15 protein-coding genes are annotated in these 16,988 nt (G+C 46.4%); 9 read left to right on the top strand and 6 right to left on the bottom strand.

Translation table 11 applies throughout. The annotated features are described in order from the left end of the window. On the bottom strand, window positions 1-995 hold a 995-nt coding region (gene rlmN, locus PF479_RS05760; protein WP_298003402.1), incomplete at its 3' end, for a 23S rRNA (adenine(2503)-C(2))-methyltransferase RlmN. Window positions 996-1,012: 17 nt separating this feature from the next. After that, window positions 1,013-1,675, bottom strand: coding sequence for a hypothetical protein (locus PF479_RS05755; protein ID WP_298003399.1), 663 nt, complete (start codon window positions 1,673-1,675; stop codon window positions 1,013-1,015). 90 nt (window positions 1,676-1,765) lie between these two features. Between PF479_RS05755 and PF479_RS05750 the strand changes: the two genes are divergently transcribed. From PF479_RS05750 to PF479_RS05735, 4 genes are read left to right on the top strand one after another with little or no spacing between them, the layout of a single operon-like run. Next, a complete protein-coding gene (locus PF479_RS05750) occupies window positions 1,766-2,683 on the top strand; it encodes a radical SAM protein (protein ID WP_298003397.1) in 918 nt (305 codons plus the stop codon). 22 nt (window positions 2,684-2,705) lie between these two features. Then, window positions 2,706-5,093: a pyruvate formate lyase family protein gene (locus tag PF479_RS05745; protein ID WP_298003394.1), complete on the top strand. Its 2,388-nt coding sequence runs from the start codon at window positions 2,706-2,708 to the stop codon at window positions 5,091-5,093. Window positions 5,094-5,105: 12 nt separating this feature from the next. Continuing rightward, window positions 5,106-6,161, top strand: coding sequence for a GntR family transcriptional regulator (locus PF479_RS05740; protein WP_298003390.1), 1,056 nt, complete (start codon window positions 5,106-5,108; stop codon window positions 6,159-6,161). Beyond that, a complete protein-coding gene (locus PF479_RS05735; protein ID WP_298003387.1) occupies window positions 6,158-7,522 on the top strand; it encodes an FGGY family carbohydrate kinase in 1,365 nt (454 codons plus the stop codon). Before PF479_RS05740 ends, PF479_RS05735 begins: the two co-directional genes overlap by 4 nt. Here PF479_RS05735 and PF479_RS05730 read toward each other — a convergent pair. Continuing rightward, window positions 7,512-8,663: a SpoIIE family protein phosphatase gene (locus tag PF479_RS05730; protein ID WP_298003384.1), complete on the bottom strand. Its 1,152-nt coding sequence runs from the start codon at window positions 8,661-8,663 to the stop codon at window positions 7,512-7,514. The two genes, PF479_RS05735 and PF479_RS05730, sit on opposite strands and share 11 nt — an antisense overlap. A gap of 108 nt (window positions 8,664-8,771) precedes the next feature. Between PF479_RS05730 and PF479_RS05725 the strand changes: the two genes are divergently transcribed. The 5 genes from PF479_RS05725 (at window position 8,772) to PF479_RS05705 (ending at window position 15,371) form a co-directional block, all read left to right on the top strand. Further along, complete coding sequence (locus tag PF479_RS05725; RefSeq protein ID WP_298003382.1) at window positions 8,772-9,965, top strand: OmpA family protein; 1,194 nt, start codon at window positions 8,772-8,774, stop codon at window positions 9,963-9,965. A 123-nt stretch (window positions 9,966-10,088) separates the two neighbouring features. Further along, on the top strand, window positions 10,089-11,471 hold the full coding sequence (locus tag PF479_RS05720) for a thioredoxin domain-containing protein (protein WP_298003376.1): 1,383 nt from the start codon (window positions 10,089-10,091) through the stop codon (window positions 11,469-11,471). Window positions 11,472-11,561: 90 nt separating this feature from the next. Further along, window positions 11,562-12,032 (top strand): hypothetical protein, encoded by a 471-nt coding sequence (locus PF479_RS05715; RefSeq protein ID WP_298003373.1) that lies wholly within the window; start codon window positions 11,562-11,564, stop codon window positions 12,030-12,032. Between the two features lie 285 nt (window positions 12,033-12,317). After that, entirely contained in the window at window positions 12,318-13,205 is an 888-nt protein-coding gene (locus tag PF479_RS05710) for a fructose bisphosphate aldolase (RefSeq protein ID WP_298003370.1), read from the top strand. Between the two features lie 264 nt (window positions 13,206-13,469). After that, window positions 13,470-15,371, top strand: a complete 1,902-nt coding sequence (locus PF479_RS05705; RefSeq protein ID WP_298003367.1) for a methyl-accepting chemotaxis protein — start codon at window positions 13,470-13,472, stop codon at window positions 15,369-15,371. A gap of 344 nt (window positions 15,372-15,715) precedes the next feature. Here the strand turns inward: PF479_RS05705 and PF479_RS05700 are convergent, their stop codons facing one another. The 3 genes from PF479_RS05700 to PF479_RS05690 all read right to left on the bottom strand — a co-directional run. Further along, window positions 15,716-15,967, bottom strand: coding sequence for a CopG family transcriptional regulator (locus PF479_RS05700; RefSeq protein WP_298003365.1), 252 nt, complete (start codon window positions 15,965-15,967; stop codon window positions 15,716-15,718). After that, a complete protein-coding gene (locus tag PF479_RS05695) occupies window positions 15,957-16,220 on the bottom strand; it encodes a BrnT family toxin (RefSeq protein ID WP_298003363.1) in 264 nt (87 codons plus the stop codon). The genes PF479_RS05700 and PF479_RS05695 overlap by 11 nt, the downstream gene beginning before the upstream one ends. A 192-nt stretch (window positions 16,221-16,412) precedes the next feature. Beyond that, window positions 16,413-16,988: Gfo/Idh/MocA family oxidoreductase (locus PF479_RS05690; protein WP_298003360.1), on the bottom strand; the 576-nt coding region annotated here is incomplete at its 5' end.

The following is a 16,988-nucleotide window of genomic DNA, read 5'->3' as shown; positions in this document are numbered from 1 at the left end:
GACAGAAGACCGCAGGCTGCAAAGATATCTTCACCTCTGCTTTTACGTATGGTCGTGTAGTATCCCTTATCCTTCAAAATAGTCTGAAAATCCTCCATCCGGGTCCGGGTGCTCCCTGTGAGGGGGGAATCGGGGATGGGATGAAAGTGAATCAGATTGACCCGGGCCTTGATGCCCCCCAATAAACGGACCAGGGCCCGGGCATGCTTTTCCGAATCATTGACACCATCAAAACAGATGTATTCAAAACTCAGACGGCGCTGTCCCGACCAGTCGTAGCCTTTGAGCACATCAACCACCTCGGCGATGGGATAGACCTGCTGCACTGGCATCAGACTCTTCCGTTCGTCATCAAAAGGGCTGTGAATGCTGATGGCCAGATGCACTCCTGTGGTATCCAGAAATTTTTTCATGCCAGGGATGATGCCGATTGTAGACAGGGTGATCCGTTTTGGACTCATGCCGTAACCCCAGGAAGAGGTCAGGATCTCAAGGCTGTCCAGAACAGGTTCAAGATTGTCCAAAGGCTCACCCATTCCCATGTACACCAGGTTTGTTATGGTATCCACCTCGGGGAGCATGTGATATTGATTCAGAATTTCTCCTGAACTCAGATGATATTGAAATCCCTGTTTACCTGTCATACAGAAGAGACAGCCCATCTTGCAGCCCACCTGGCTGGAAAGGCAGAGAGTCGCCCTGTCGGCATCGGGAATATAGGCGGCTTCAACATACTGGTGACCTTGTATATGAAACAGGTATTTTTTTGTACCATCCCGGGAGACTTCGACCTTTTGGTGGGGAACCTGGCCCAGAATGAAGTTCTCTTTCAATTTTTGCCGGGCTTCTAAAGACAGATTGGTCATGTCATCGATAGAGCTGATTCTTTTTTGATAGAGCCAGCCTGCCATCTGCCCGGCGGCAAAGGGTTTTAAATCCAGTGCCGCGGCAATGTCACTCAACTTGTCCAGGGTTTTGCCGAATAATGTATCCATATAGATTCTTTCAGTCCTTAAAAATAAATTTCACTTGTAATCATGCCGAAGTCTACCCCTTTAGACAGGAGAAGATCCCGAATATCAACAACCATGGCCGAAGATCCGCACAGAAAAAAGCGTCTCTCCTCCGGGGATTCCCTGTAAGAAAACTCTTCCTCCAGATACCGGGAGAGTCTGCCCGGATACAGTCCAGGCTGCTCGGATGTTGAAGAACAGGCAATATACCTGGATTTCAGTTCCTGCCGAAAATCCTCATAAAAATAGAAATCCTCTTTCTGCCGGGCTCCATGAATCAAAATGGTATCTTCATCGGCACATCCTGAACCGGTCATGGAATGAAAGGGAGCAATACCTGTTCCGGTTGCAATCCACACCATAGGGAATCTCCGGGGAAGAAACTCACCAAAAGGCAGACTGGTATAGAGGATGTCTCCTTTCTGAAGCCTGCTGAGCCAGGGAGTCAGCCAACCTTCATTCATCTTATTATAGAGGATTCCCCAGTATTCATCCCGGGTCGCCGAAGCGATGCTGTAGTAGCGCACATCCCCACCGGGCGAGTCCGAAAGGGCCAGCAGCTGACCCGGCGTAAAATCCTCCAGACGTTCCAGCTTGATATAATAGACTTCCTGAGCTATTTCTTCCCGATAAATCAACCTAATCTTATGATTTGCTTCCATATACCCTCAAAAAATTCTTTATCCCTTTAAATATAGGGGTTTATGCCCTCCCCTGCATGAATTCTGGGGATATTCTTTTAAGATTAAAAATTGACAGACAATTGGTACAGTGGTATTGTACCAATTGTGAGTATCAAACTTTTTCAAACAGGCTGGAACTACTCTCAGGACGGTCCCGGGAACAGACTCCTTCTCCACTTTCAAGGATGCAATTTTGACTGCCCCTGGTGCAGTAATCCCGAGGGCCGCTCTCTTCAGGGAGAAATCTTTGTCAGAAAAGATCTCCTGACTCCGGGAGTCTGCCCCCACGGAGCCATCCATCAAACACAATTAAACAGAACTATATGCATTAGCTGTAATGAAAAAGAGTGCCTGACCTCAAGGAAGAATAAAGGGATAAGCTTTACGTCCCGGGATTACGAAGTCCCTGAATTAGTCCAGATGGCTTCTGAATCCCAACTATTATTTTATGACGGCGGAGGAGTGACCATCACCGGCGGGGAAGCGACCCTTCAATTTGAGGATCTTTCCACCCTCCTGGAACAACTGAAAAGCAGGGACATCCACACTGCCCTGGAAACCAACGGAAGTCATAAAGACCTGCAGAACCTCTTCGCTTTTCTGGATCTTCTTATTTTTGATATTAAACACTGGGACTTTTCAAAAGCCGCTCCGCTCATAAAAAACAAGGGACCCCGGGTCATTGAAAATCTGGAAAGAGCCTGCAGGTCCAGCTTGGAAATCCTGGCCCGAATCACTCTCATTCCGGGATTTAATGACTCCCCGGAGGATATGAAGCATTTTGCACGTATGATTGCCGGTATGAACCCTGGAGAGAATTTCAGTCTTGAACTCCTGGAATTTCATGAGTTTGGCCGGCAGAAGTGGGACGCCATCGGACAGAAATACCGAGGTCCCCTCGCAGAGCATTCGACCACCAGTGCATCAGAACTGGAACAGTATAAGAGTATTTTTAAAACACATGGAATTCAATGTGTCACAACCTGAATCATCGCAGCAGGAGCTGAAAATGGAATGGAAAACAATTTACAACGGGAATCACCGGACATCCGAACTGGCAGATGCCCTATTTCAGGAACAAAAAAACAATCACTGCCTGGGCGGCTGGTTCCGAGTCCTGGAGATTCAGATGGAAGCCAGCCCCGCTCTACCAGACTCCTGTTCCCTCGAAACCCGGGCGGCCCTCCTGCTCAAGGCAGTGGCCGCAAAGCTTCCTCTGACCATCAGCGATCATGCCGTATTCGCAGGATCACAGAATGATGCCTTTTCAAGCAGTTATGCTCTGATTCACCCCTCCTTTAAGGTGGAGGAGTTTAAGGGATACTGTGATCCTTTAGGAGTCTTTCAGGACCTTAGCCCTGAAGAAGGGATGACAGAAGAAAGAATAGAATCGGTCAAGCAGTATTATGCCCGGACAGACTACGTGAAAGATCTCAAAAATGCCTATCTGGACTGCAGTGAACAAACAGAGGAGGCCCTCTTCTTTGTGGAGCAGGTGACCGGGCATCTGATCCCCGATTTTTCCAGGATAATCAGACTGGGGACAGAGGGTATGAAAAGGATACTCCAGGAGAAACTGCTCCTTCCTGAATATCAGGATAAACAGGAAAACCTGAAGGCCATGCTGATCTCCCTGGAGGCTATGGAAATCCTGTCCAGACGGTACCGGGACATTGCCTTAACCCGGCTGGAAGAAGAAAAAAATCCCCTCCGGCGTAAAGAATGGGAACTGATGGCTCACACTCTGGTCAGTGTCCCTGAAGAGGGAGCCAAAACTCTCTATGAGGCCATTCAGGTTTATATACTCTGCTGGGAGACGATGTGTCTGGAGCAGTGCCCCAATCCTTATGCCTTCTCTGCCGGGAACATTGACCGCCTATTCGAACCCTATCGGCACAGGGACAATGCCGACAGAGAGTCGGCGGCCGGTCTGTTTCAAGCCCTCCTGGCATTTTACAATGTGGGTGACAGAAGCTGGGCCATTTCTCAGAACCTCTTATTGAGCGGCCGGAACCTCCAGGGTGAAGATCTGACAAATGAAAGCAGCTATGCCATCCTGGATGCCTTTTATAAGGGACGCTATCCCCAGCCCATCCTGTCGATGAGGCTGCACAAAGAAACTCCGGAAGAGCTGTATAGGTCTACAGGCCGGTTCTTCTTTACTCCCGGACAGCTGACTCCCTCCCTGTTTAACGATGATTCAATGCTTCCAATTCTCCTCAACCAGGGATTCCGGGAAGAAGATGTTGAAAATTATGCCATTGCCGGTTGCCAGGAACCCCTGATAACAGGCAAGGATAACGGAAATACCACAAACAGCTGGTTAAATCTGGCCAAGGTGCTGGAAGTAACCCTCAACAGGGGATGCTCCACCATTACAGGCCGGAAGATTGCAAAGACTGGAGAAGAACTGAGCGGGGAGGTTTTGAGTGACAAGGAACTCCTCACCCGGATTCATGAACTTTATTACCTCCAGCTGGAGTCCATCATATCGACCATGACGGAGGCGGCGGACAACTGTTCCCATGCACTCTCTCATCTGAGGGTTCCTTTTCTGTCCATTTCTATGGGCGGTCTGGAATCCGGGATCGATCTCCGGGATGATACCAGACAGGGAACCCTCTACAACGGCAGCGGCTGCCTCATCCATGGTCTCTCTATTCTGGCAGATTCCTTCCAGTCTCTTTCCGACTTTGCCGACAGCAAAAACAATGAGGAATGCGGCCGCCTGCTGAAAGCCCTCAAAAATGATTTCAAAGAGGAAGAGCCTCTCAGGCAGTATCTATTGACCAGCCCCAAATTCGGCAATAACATCCCATCCGTAGACGAAGAAGCCATAGAGATTATCGCCAGGGTATCTGACAGAATCAGGGCCAGGAAGAACTATCTTGGAAATCCATTCAGGCCGGACTGGAGCTCTCCCTCGACCCATCTTCTCTATGGTTACTGGACAGGAGCGACCCCGGATGGCCGGAAAGCACGAACCATGCTGGGATACGGGATAGATCCCCTCTTCGGCGAAGCCTCCTCGGGGTTGAACTCGAGGATTTTATCATTGAGAAAACTGCCCTATGAAAAGATGAACGGGGGATGTGCCTGCCATCTGGGCATCAATCCGGCCCATTTCCCCGAAGAGTCTCTGGAGGACAAGGGCTTTGCCTTTTCCAGAAAGGTTGTAGAACCACTGTTCAATCTACAGTCGGATTCTTCCACGATTGAACCCTTCTATCTCTATGTGAATGTAACCACTGCGGACACACTGCGGAAGCTCTTGAAACAACCCGAAAAATACGCCCCTTCGGGAGTGTATATCATGAGGATTCATGGAACCTTTGTAAACTTTCTCGACCTCTCTCCGGCCATCCAGGAAGACATCATCCTGAGGCTCGAAACTTAGGAAAGGATAAAAATGCCCCCCGATAAGAACAAGGATGAGGAGACTCTTTATCAAAAAATCCAACTCGATTTTTTCCAGAAGGTCTATTCCGGTGAGATAGCTCCCCATCAATCCCTGCCCCCCGAGAGGAAACAGGCAGAGGAGTTATCCATCAGCCGGGGAACCGTCAGAAAAGCCAGAAAAATGCTGATGGACGAGGGATTTATTTCCAGCACACAGGGCAGTGCCGCAGTGTATACCCCCCTGAAGAAAAGGAAGAAGGACAAACTTGAAATCATTGCCGTTGTTGCGGCCATCCATAACCCTTTTTTTATGGCCTACTACCGGGCCTTTGAAAAAGCAGCGGAAGAAAAGGGTGTCCTTGTGATGATCAAACAATTGGAGAACAGAAATGTCCTGCAGCTGGAAAAAGTACTGTTCTCCCTCTTTTTGAAGGGAATCAAGGACATTGTTTTCTGGCCCTATGACACGGTTCTGGAATATGCTTCCTTCCAGCGCCTGAGCGGTTTAGGCATGCATGTTGTCTTTTTTGATAAGGTCCATGATCTGGATTTCTGCGATTATATAAGCGTCGATAACGACCATGCCATTACCAGCCTGTATAAGCTTATGAATAAGAAGGGAATCCGGACTATTGCCTACATCGGATGGGACAGCCAGGTGCTGACCAGCAACGTGGAAAGGGAAAAAGCCTTCTCCAGGGTCAAAACAGAGGATGATGTCATCATAAAACTCCCCTGGAATCAGGAAAATCTGACAGACTCTCTGCTGGAGGAGCACTTCAATGTTCATAAGCTGATAGAGAAACAGAAACTGGGGGGGATACTCTGCGGAAACGGTCATATCGGCATTGCTCTGAGGCGTTTTCTGAACAATAAGGGCTTTCCCGGGATTCCCCTATATTCCATGGATAACTTTGAGGGCTCAGAAACCTTAAACATAACAAGCTATGAACAGTCCTTCGATGTGATGGGAGAAAAGACCTTCAATCTTCTCCATGATCGTCATACAAAGGAAGACTGGCATTCTAGAAAATATTACATTAAAGGAAGGATTATAAAACGATGAATTTAATTGGACTGGACATCGGAACAACCACCATCGGCGGCGTTCTTTATTCTCTTAAAGAGCAAAAAACAGTGAAAACTGTAGTTAAAGATAACAAATTCATTGAAAAGGAGACCCCCGGGGAATACCTGCAGGATCCTGATCGGATTTTAAAAGATATTAAAACCATTATCGATGAGTTGATGGATTATTCGGATGAAAAAATCGAAGGACTGTCTCTCTCTGCACAGATGCACGGCATTTTGTATGTCGATGCGGGGGGCCTCTCTGTATCGCCCTTCTATACCTGGCAGAACCAGAGGGGAACCAGAGTGATGAAGGGGAAATCCCTGGATTCCCTTGTCTCGGAAAAACTTGGTTACAAGGTCCATTCGGGCTATGGAATTGTGACCCATATGTCTCTGATGCTGGATCATCAGATACCCGAATATGCCAGTAAATTCTGCAATATCGGTGATTTTGTCTGCATGCGCCTGGCTGGGGCACAGACACCTGTCAGCGATATAACCCTGGGAGCCAGCATGGGTATTGTCGATATCAGGACGGGCATGATTTCTGAGAGCCTCAAAAACCTGAACCTGGAAAATGAGGATATCATCCCGACACTGGTTTCCTCCACGGAAGTTCTGGGTGAATACCGTGGGATACCAGTGATCCAGGCCCTGGGGGATAATCAGGCCAGTTTTCTTGGTTCTGTCCTGAACAAAGAGGTTAGCCTTCTACTCAATTATGGAACCTCCGGCCAGATCTCTTTTTATGGAAAAACTTTTGTCCAATATCCCCATTTTGAAACCAGGGCCCTGGGAAATGAAGGATTTATTCATGTGGCCTTTTCTCTCTGCGGGGGTCATTCCTATAAGATCCTGGCCGATTTTTTTGAGTCTGCGGTGAAACTATTTTCTCCGAAAGACGCTGTTGGTGCCATGAAGGTCATGGATGGATTAGACCTGGATTTCACAACAGAAGACATTGACTGCCTACCCCTTTTTCTGGGAGAGCGGGGAGACGGAAAAGAGCTGGCATTTTTCAGAAATATAACGGATATGAATTTCACACCCGAAAATATGATAAAAGCCCTGGTTCAGGGAATGATCAATGAACTTTACCGCTTCTATAAGGGCCTCACAGAGGAAGTGAAATCCCGCATCGGAATCCTCGTGGGGGCTGGAAATGGGATACGCAAAAACAATCATCTCATCAAAGCCGCAGAATGGACCTATCAAAAACCCCTGTACCTTCTGGATTTAAGCGAAGAAAGCTGCCTGGGTGCCGTTATCAATGCCGGTAAGGGAGCCGGGATATTCAAGGACTACTCAGAAGGGGCCGCCGTCATTGTCAAATACAAGAACACTAAAAATTGACAATTAATGTCGTGATATCATCCAATAAAGGGGTATCTTTCCTGAAATGGTTCACCTTCTCTTCCAATATTGAAGAAAAATCGCTGCCCAATGATTTGTAATTATTGACAAGAGCCTCTTTAATTCTGTCCATGCCGAAGGACTCTCCAAAGGAATTGACACAACTTGCTAATCCTTCAGAATACAGAAAGATATGCCGCAGATTCTTCATTTCAAAAACCTGAGGGGTCTCCCGGAAAATGACAAGGTCTTTCATGCCCATTGCCTCAAAAGGAGGGGCCGGCATTTTGGCCTTTATCTTCCCTTCCTCCAGGAGAATTAAGAAGGGTGTGGTGTATCCAAAATTATAGATTTTTACCTTCTTTTCAATTTTATGTATAAAAACAAAGAGTGACCGAACCTGAAAATCTTCCGGGGTATGATGAAAAAGAAAGGAGTTAAGGGAGAGCATCAACTTCTCCACATCTCCCAGATCCAGGCTGGTTAATTCCTTCCTGGTCTTAAAAAAAGCATCAATCATTACCGAAACCAGGGATGCGGTCTGATTGCCTCCCTGTACATCAAAACATGAAATCATGGAGATATCATTACTGATGCTGGAACAGTAGTAATAGTCCTTTCCCAGATCATGGGATCGTTGGAGATGGGAGATCAATTCAAAGTCTGAATCTTTAATGAGATTCCGATCGAGCAGAAATTGCTGAAACTCCCTTCCCTTACGAATTTCTTCATCCTGGATGTCCGAAATATGACGGATGATATTATTAAGGCTCACCACACCAAAAAGGCTGCTTTCTTTATAGATGATGAAAAATTGCTGGCCCTTATACTCAGAGCTGTCTCTCAAAACCTTCTTTATATTTTCATGGCTGTTAAAGGAAGAAAACTGCTGATTCATGCTGTCCAGGGATGAAAGAGGCTTCCCGGTATTTGACAAAGGACCCCGTTTCTGCAGAACATCACTGCGACTGATGACGCCATAACCCTGCCCCAGTTCTACGGGAATGGCCCCGATGTCAGGGTTTGATTCAAAGTACTGGATTGTGTCCTTCAGGGTAAGATGACCACTGATGGGTTCCACACACTCGGTGATGTAACCTACCTGATTGATCTGAAAATCAAAAATGTTCAATTTCTCCATGGATTTCCCCTTAAAACACTATACATGAAGTGGAGGGAATATGGGAAAGAAATTATTTTGTTTTTTTTCTTCCTGCTGCAGATGAGTCATTAATCCGATGTTATAACTATGTACGACCGGAAAATAACCCTGTTGACGGCTCTTTGTTCTGTTATAATATTCACCCCTGCCCTGATGGGGGCAGAAGAAGTAAATCTTCAATTCCTGCATGTTGAAGGACAGGTTCTCCATGCAGATTCCCTGGTGGACGAAACCGTATATATTGATGGAAGATTCAGTCATCAGGCCGAGGTTGATGAGTTTTCAGTATCCACCATCAGACAGGTGTCTCCTGAGGGCAAAGCGACCCTTGATTCCAGTTTTAGAACGGTCGAACGAGTGAGAGGAATGCCGGGTATTCTGGAATGGATCAGTGCGGAAACAGTACGGCTGGAAAGGGATGCACAGGGAAAGATGACAGTTCCCCCGGAGGCCTCACGTCCGGTACTCAGAAATGTCCCCCGATTCCCCGTCACTCCTGTAAAACCCGGTGATACCTGGAGCCTGCCGGCAGAAGAAGTCCATGTATTCAGGATTAGCAATGTCATTTACGGGCCCTACCGCGGTCCTGTTCAGGTTCTTTACAGGTATCTGCAGAATAAAATCATCGACGGCCGCAGATTTGCTGAAATATCTGTCGAATACAGCATCTATATGCCCGTCAGGAGCAGTGCTGAACCGATCCGTCTGATTACCGGCCAGTCCAGTCAGAGACTCCTCTGGGATATTGAGAAGGGGCGGCCCGGGAAAAAACAGGAAGACTTCGAATTCCTTATGCTCATGGCTGACGGACGGACACAGGAGTTTCGGGGCAGAGGAGAAACCTCATACCGGATCAATGACAGTATTGATCGCCCCCGGGCGGTACAATCCCTCCAGACAGAACTTGAGTCGGTACCTGGTGTGACCATAGAACCCACAACAGAGGGCATCCTGTTATCGATCATTGAAACAGACAGGATTCTCTTCCAGCCAGACTCTTCAGAAGTGACGATGGACCAACGGTACAGGCTGGAAGAGCTGGCCCACAGCCTGGCAGCTTATCCGGAGAGGGATATACTCATCACAGGGCACACTGCCGATTACGGAAGCTTCGAGGGGCGAAAGAATCTTTCCAGAAACAGGGCGGCGGCTGTGGCGGACATCCTTTTTCCCGGGGGCCGTACCGGTCAGGGGCGTCTTTTTCTCAGAGGAGCGGGGAACACAGAACCTCTCGGCTCGGATCAGGAAAACCGCCGCGTAGAAATTCTGATTTTAGACTGATTTTACTTCTTTTCTACCCACCAAGTGAAAGTACAAACTATACTTTAGTAAATGAGTAATATATCAAAATCCATAATCCTCGGATTTCTTCTGGGATTCCTACTCGATATTCAAGGAGAAGAAATGGCAAATACCAACAGATTAATCAATGAACCAAGCCCCTACCTCCAGCAGCATGCCCATAACCCGGTCCACTGGTATCCCTGGGGAGACGAAGCCTTCAACAAGGCAGCAGAAGAGAATAAGCCCATCATCATCAGCATCGGCTATTCCTCCTGCCACTGGTGTCATGTGATGGAAGAGGAGTCCTTCGAAAACGAGGAGGTCGCCCGTCTGATGAATGAGCATTTTATCAGCATCAAGGTTGATAGAGAGGAACGTCCTGATATTGATGCCCACTATATGAATGCCCTGCAGATGATTACAGGCCGGGGCGGCTGGCCTATGAATATGTTCGCCCTCCCCGATGGAAGTCCTTTTTACGGCGGTACATACTTTCCAAGGGACCAGTGGATGAACCTTTTGACCCTGGTAGCCGGGCAGTATAAGTCAAACACTGAAGAAATGGTGAGAGCCGCCGAATCCATCGAACAGGGAATCTCAAATTTTAAAATAAAGCTCCTGGAGACGGAAGAGTCTCCCTACTCAATCGATCAACTAGGCAGCTCTGTCGCACAGACAAGTCCTCAATTTGATCTGATCAATGGAGGAATCTCAGGGGCCCCTAAATTCCCCATGCCCGTGTTCACCCGTTTTCTGCTCTCCTGGTCTGTCCTTCAGAATGATCCCGAGACAAGAGACTTTGTCCTTCTCACACTGGACAAGATGGCTGCGGGAGGGATCTATGACCAGATTGGAGGAGGATTTTCCCGTTACTCCACAGATGTAAAGTGGAAGGTGCCCCACTTTGAAAAGATGCTCTACGACAACGCCCAACTCCTGTCCCTCTATGCCAAGGCCTACAGTCTCACGAAAAAAGAGCAGTATAAGAACGTGGTTTACCAGACTATGGATTACATTGAAGAATCCATGACCTCCCCCCGGGGGATTTTCTACTCAGCCCTGGACGCAGACAGCGAAGGAGAAGAGGGTCTATTCTATACCTGGGAAAAGAGAGAGCTTCTGGAACTTCTGGCAGAAGATTATCCACTGGCAAAAGAGTATTACGGCATTGGAGTCGCAGGAGCCTGGGAAGGTGGAAAAAACATCCTCCTCCGTCCGGATCTGCAGGACAGCCAGAATCCAGCTGGGAAAGATCTGGAACGAATCCGCAGTATTCTGAAAGAAGCACGGGACAAGAGAGTCCCGCCCAGACAGGATGACAAGTCGCTCACATCCAGGAATGCCTTGATGATCATCGCCTATATTGATGCGTTCAATGCTTTTGGAGCCCCCCGTTTCCTGCATAATGCAGAACAGGCGACCGACTTCATACTGGAAAACCAGCTCCAGCCTGATGGATCGCTATATCATGCCTTTAAGGATAACCGGAGCTATATTGACTGATTTCTGGAAGATTATGCCCATTTAATCACCGCCTTGATTTCATTGTTTGAAGCCGGAGGGAAGGTTCAATACCTTTCAAAGGCCGAGGAATTGACAGCATGGACATTGAAATATTTCTACAATGAAGATGAAAATATATTTTACTCCACCGCTGTTCAGGACAGGATCATCCAGAAGGATATGGAAGTGAGCGATGTGACCCTCCCCTCTTCCAATGCCGTGATGGCTCTTAATATGTTCCGCCTGGCCAAATTGACTGGAACCTTTTCGTTTCAGAATAAGGCAGATCAAATGACCCGCTGGATGGCAAGGCGGGTTCTGGAGAACACCCTCTATATCTCCCATTGGGCCGAGCTGATGCTCTATCAGAAGGGATCCTATTATGAGGTGGTGGTAGTCGGTGAAAAAGCGGAAGCCCTGATCGGGGAACTCCGACGGGAATACCTGCCCCAGGCCGTTTTTGCCTTTTCCAAGGTTCCCGACGAATCCAGGCCCCTCTTCGCAGGCCGGTATAAACCGGATGAAACCCTGATCTATATCTGCCGGGACAAGAGCTGCTGACTGCCCGTCAGAACCGTTGAAGAAGCCCTGGAACAAATCAGAGGGGAAGAACAAGGTGAAAAGACCTTCAAATAGAGACTACAGATCCTTGTCAATCAACGGCAAAGAGGAGAATCCATAGTGTTTTGCCCCCAGGAGACTTCCTTTTGACCCTCGATATAACCCTTTGTTGATTCCCGCTTTATTTTCGTCAGCTATCGGGCATTTATTTCTTGAGAAATGAATCATATCCCTTCAAGAATTGATTATCATATAAGCATGACCAAACGTTATGGAGGTGCTTTTATGAATATGACACAGAAAGAACGAATGAAAAAGGGAAAAGGATTTATCGCAGCCCTGGATCAAAGCGGAGGCAGTACACCGAAGGCCCTGAAAATATATGGCATTAAAAAAGATGCCTATTCGAATGATGAAGAGATGTTTCAATTGGTGCATAAGATGCGGTCGCGTATTATGGAAAGCCCCGGGTTTACCAAAGAGCGGATCTTGGCGGCCATTCTTTTTGAAAAGACTATGGATTCAAAGGTGGAAGGACTCTACAGTGCAGATTATCTTTGGGATAAGAAAGGTATAGTCACCTTTTTGAAGGTTGATAAAGGTCTGGCAGATCAAGAAAACGGGGTTCAACTGATGAAGCCCATTCCCGATCTGGAAGATCTTCTTAAGCGGGCCAATGACCGGCATGCATTTGGAACCAAGATGCGCTCGGTTATTAAAGAAGCGAATAAAACAGGGATTAAGGCCATAGTAGCCCAGCAGTTTGCACTTGGGAAAATCATTTCGACAGCAGGCCTGGTTCCCATCATTGAACCAGAAGTTGATATAAATGCTCCCGATAAGCAGGAGGCAGAAAAGATCCTCAAAGAGGAGCTGGTAAAACACTTAAAAACCCTGGATTCTGATTCTCTGGTTATGCTGAAGTTAACGATTCCTGATGAAGATAACTTTTATGAAGATTTGTCCGCATTCCCTAATGTTCTAAGGGTGGTGGCTCTATCAGGTGGCTATTCACGGGAAGAAGCAAACGAAAAACTAGCCCGAAACCATCAATTGATTGCCAGTTTTTCCAGGGCTTTATCTGAAGGGTTAAATGTGAATCAAAGCCAGGAGGACTTTAATAAAATCCTCGATGAATCAATACAAAACATCTACCTGGCATCGATTACTTAAAGGATACTTTAGCCTAAAGGAAGCCCCTTTAGGCGGTTTCCACCAAGTCTGCCGCCCAAAGGTTTTGCAGGCCATAAGGATTCGAACCTGAGCAATGTCCTTATGTCGTACATTACTGCTGTATCGTAGGGCATTAGAAGAGCTAAAGTTGTAAGTTTTCCATTCAAAATGTAACCGTAACATCAATTATTATAATATTCCTGCGCAATAATCATCTATAATTATAATTCATAGACCTATCTCTTGATAAGGAAGGTAAAAAAAATGGCTCATCTAAAAACAAAAATTAGAACTAAAATGATAATGGTAAACTCTGCCCTGGCCGGGATTGGAATGATTCTCATAGCGTTCTTCATCCTGACTCAGTCCGCTACCATTTATAAAGAATCCACCATAGAGAGTGTCAGAAACAGGGCATTGGCAACAGCTTACCAGTTTCAGGACAAACTGAATCCTATTTCACAAAAAGCGCTGAGCCTGGCCAATATGACCCTGTCCCTCATTGAATACCCTGCAGACAACAACAGACAGGTCATGTTTAATTTTCACAGACAGTTCTTCTCGGACAGCGAGGATCTTTTTGCCTTCAATCAATGGGTCATTGCTTATCCCGGATTTATTGACGAATATGAATACAGGGGTACTAAAACAGATGACTACTCCAAATGGATTAACTCCGGATACCAGAATTACAAAGGAAAAGAATCCTTTAAACTTTCATTAACCTACAATCCAGATGAGTATGACAGCTGGTGGAATGATCCCCTGTCCACAAAAAAATTCATCATTACCGAACCCTACACCTGGGATTATGGCGGGAACATCGGAGAGCTCTTCGTGACCAGCATGTGCATGCCCTTTTATTACCAGGACGAACCTGTCGGTATTGCCGGTTATGACATAGAACTCTCTTATTTCCAGAGTGAAATTGAAATAATAAAACCCTTTGAAGGCAGCTATGGATACCTGACGACAGCAAAGGGAACCATTGTAGGCTACAAAGCTGAGTTTCTGGGAAAATCCCTGGCTGAGGCTTTTCCCTTTTACAAAGATAAGATGCAGAGCCTGGACAGCATTATCAAGAACAATGGTTATCTGCATATATCCGTACCGATGGAACTCAACTATCTGGAGAATCCCTGGATACTCACACTGGCAGTACCGGAAAATGTCATAATGGCTCCCTTCTACAGGATGGTATGGATCGCCATAGCCATGGCCGCCTTGATTCTGACCTTTATCAGCGCGGTCATATTCCTTTTCAGTAAGTCTATTTCCAATCCCATAGTGAAAATATCAGAAATGGCCGCCTTGATGGCCACAGGAGAACTGTCTGTACAGACCCAGTCTCTGAAAAGGAAAGATGAAATTGGGGAACTCTCTGCCTCCATGAGCAATATGACAGAAAAACTGAAGAACATCGTATCCGATATCAGTGAATCTGCAGAGAATGTGTCTCTGGGAAGCGATCAGATCAGTTCAAGCGCTCAAACCCTTTCCCAGGGGGTTTCTGAACAGGCCGCCAGTGCGGAAGAATTCTCGGCTTCGGTAGAACAGATGAATGCCAACATTGAGCAAAGCAGTGAAAATGCGCTTCTGACAGAGAAAATAGCTTCTCAGGTAGTCAAAGATGCCAACAGCAGTGGTGAATCAGTGGCGCAGACCGTGGATGCCATGAAAATGATTGCCCAGAAGATATCCATCATTGAGGAAATTGCACGCCAGACCAATCTATTGGCCCTGAATGCGGCCATCGAAGCCGCCAGAGCGGGGGAACATGGTAAGGGATTTGCCGTTGTCGCCTCGGAAGTACGAAAACTGGCTGAACGCAGCGGTGAAGCGGCCGGTGAAATCAGTAAATTATCATCCAGCTCTGTTCAAATTGCTGAAAATGCAGGGGATAAACTCAGCAAGCTTGTCATTGATATTCAGAAAACGGCGGGTCTTGTTCAGGAAATAAGCAGTTCCAGCAGTGAACAAAGAACGGGAATCGAACAGATAAACATAACAATCGGTCAGCTGGACCGGGTCATTCAACAAAATGCATCCTCTGCGGAAGAGCTTGCCTCCACCTCTGAGGAATTGTCCTCCCAGGCCTCATCATTGCTGGAAACAATCCGGTTTTTCAAACTGGAGAAAAGCAAAGACCAGAAATTACTGCCCTGATGAAAGAACAGCTCTAGGCGATGAAGATTTACTTTCCTTCATCGGCAGAGCGGATGACCCCTTCAATGATTTGAACATCTCTTACGACATTCTACTGGAACCAAGATGCCTTCGGTTATTAAAGAAGCGGATAACGCAGGGATTGAGCCAGGAGGATTTTAATAAAATTCTTGATGAATCAATACAAAAAATCTACCTGGCATCGATTACATAGAAGGAATATGAGCCTAAAGGAAGCCCCTTTAGGCGGTTGGTCTCTCCCAAAGCATCCGCCCCAACCTATTGCAGCCGGACTTTCACTTTAGCAATGACCTGATGGTGTTGAATGAATAAGGGCATCAATTCTATTTTACATAATGCTCAGTATAATTATCTAGAACCTTTCGTATCATCTGCTGATAGGGAATATGGTTTTTTTGGGAAGCATTTTTAAAAAAATCAATACTTTTTTTAGAAAGAGATATGGTTATTTTTTTTGTTTCTTCCTTAACAAACAATAACTCCGGTGGTGGTAAAAAATCTACAACTTCTTTGGCATTGAGAAGTGCATCTTGTATATCATCAGGAGCATCACTGTAACTAACTTTACTTTTCATAGAGTTTCCTCCCCTCTCTCCAATATCCGGCACCTATGATCCGAATATTATTTCTTCTCATTGTAAACCTGACTGTAACAATTCCCTTATCAATCTGGCCTATACAGAAAAACCTGTCTTCATCAATACTATGCTTTTCATCTTTAAGAATGATTCGATTCCTATCAAAGAAAGCATATTGGGCTTCTTCAAATGTGATGTTATGTTTTAAGTGATTCTCGAGATTCTTACGATCATCCCACTCAAAGGTCATACATACAAAATACCATACTTTTAGCCATACATCAAGATAAAACAGCTGTTCTGACTCTCAATGAGAGTCAAAACAGAATTCTGAAATATCAAAGTAATACGAACAAACCGGTTCAATAGAAAAGCTGTTTCTATAATCAATTTTCAAAATGGAAAAAGCAAAGGACATCAATTTCTGCCCTGATGAATCCTTCTAATCGATGAAGATTTCTTTTCCTTCATCCGCAGACCGGATGATCCCTTCGATGATTTGAACATCTCTTACAACATCCCTCTGGACCAGATCAAGGGAGGAAATTCCCTGTATGGCGGAATAAAAGTCCTTCCACTCTTCCAGGAACGTATCAGTCTCAACCAGGGCATAGGTATTCTGAGTTCCATCTGTCCTGAGGTGGAGGATCTCCTTCTCTTTGATGATCAGGGTCCCTTCGGTTCCGAAAACCTTGAGATGCTCCTCTTCATCGCCGTGCTGCCAGCCCATATTGAGAGAACTGATGACACCGGAGGCATGGGTCAGCAGTGCAAAACCCATATCCATTGTTCCCAGAAGGGGGTTAACACTCTTTGTCTTGGCCACAAGCGATGTGACCGGCCCGGCAATCATCTGCAGGCCATGCACAAAATGTACCCCTCCATCCATCACATACCCGCCGGGGTACTCATTTTGGTTCCGCCAGAGGGTCTGATTGAATTTATTATCCACTCCCATAAACTGGAGGACATTCCACTGGAGGGAATGCACTGAGCCGATCAAACCGCTCACGCAGAG

This window comes from Oceanispirochaeta sp., from assembly GCF_027859075.1.
Lineage (GTDB): Bacteria > Spirochaetota > Spirochaetia > DSM-2461 > DSM-2461 > Oceanispirochaeta.
This window is presented reverse-complemented; position numbering and strand designations above follow the sequence as displayed.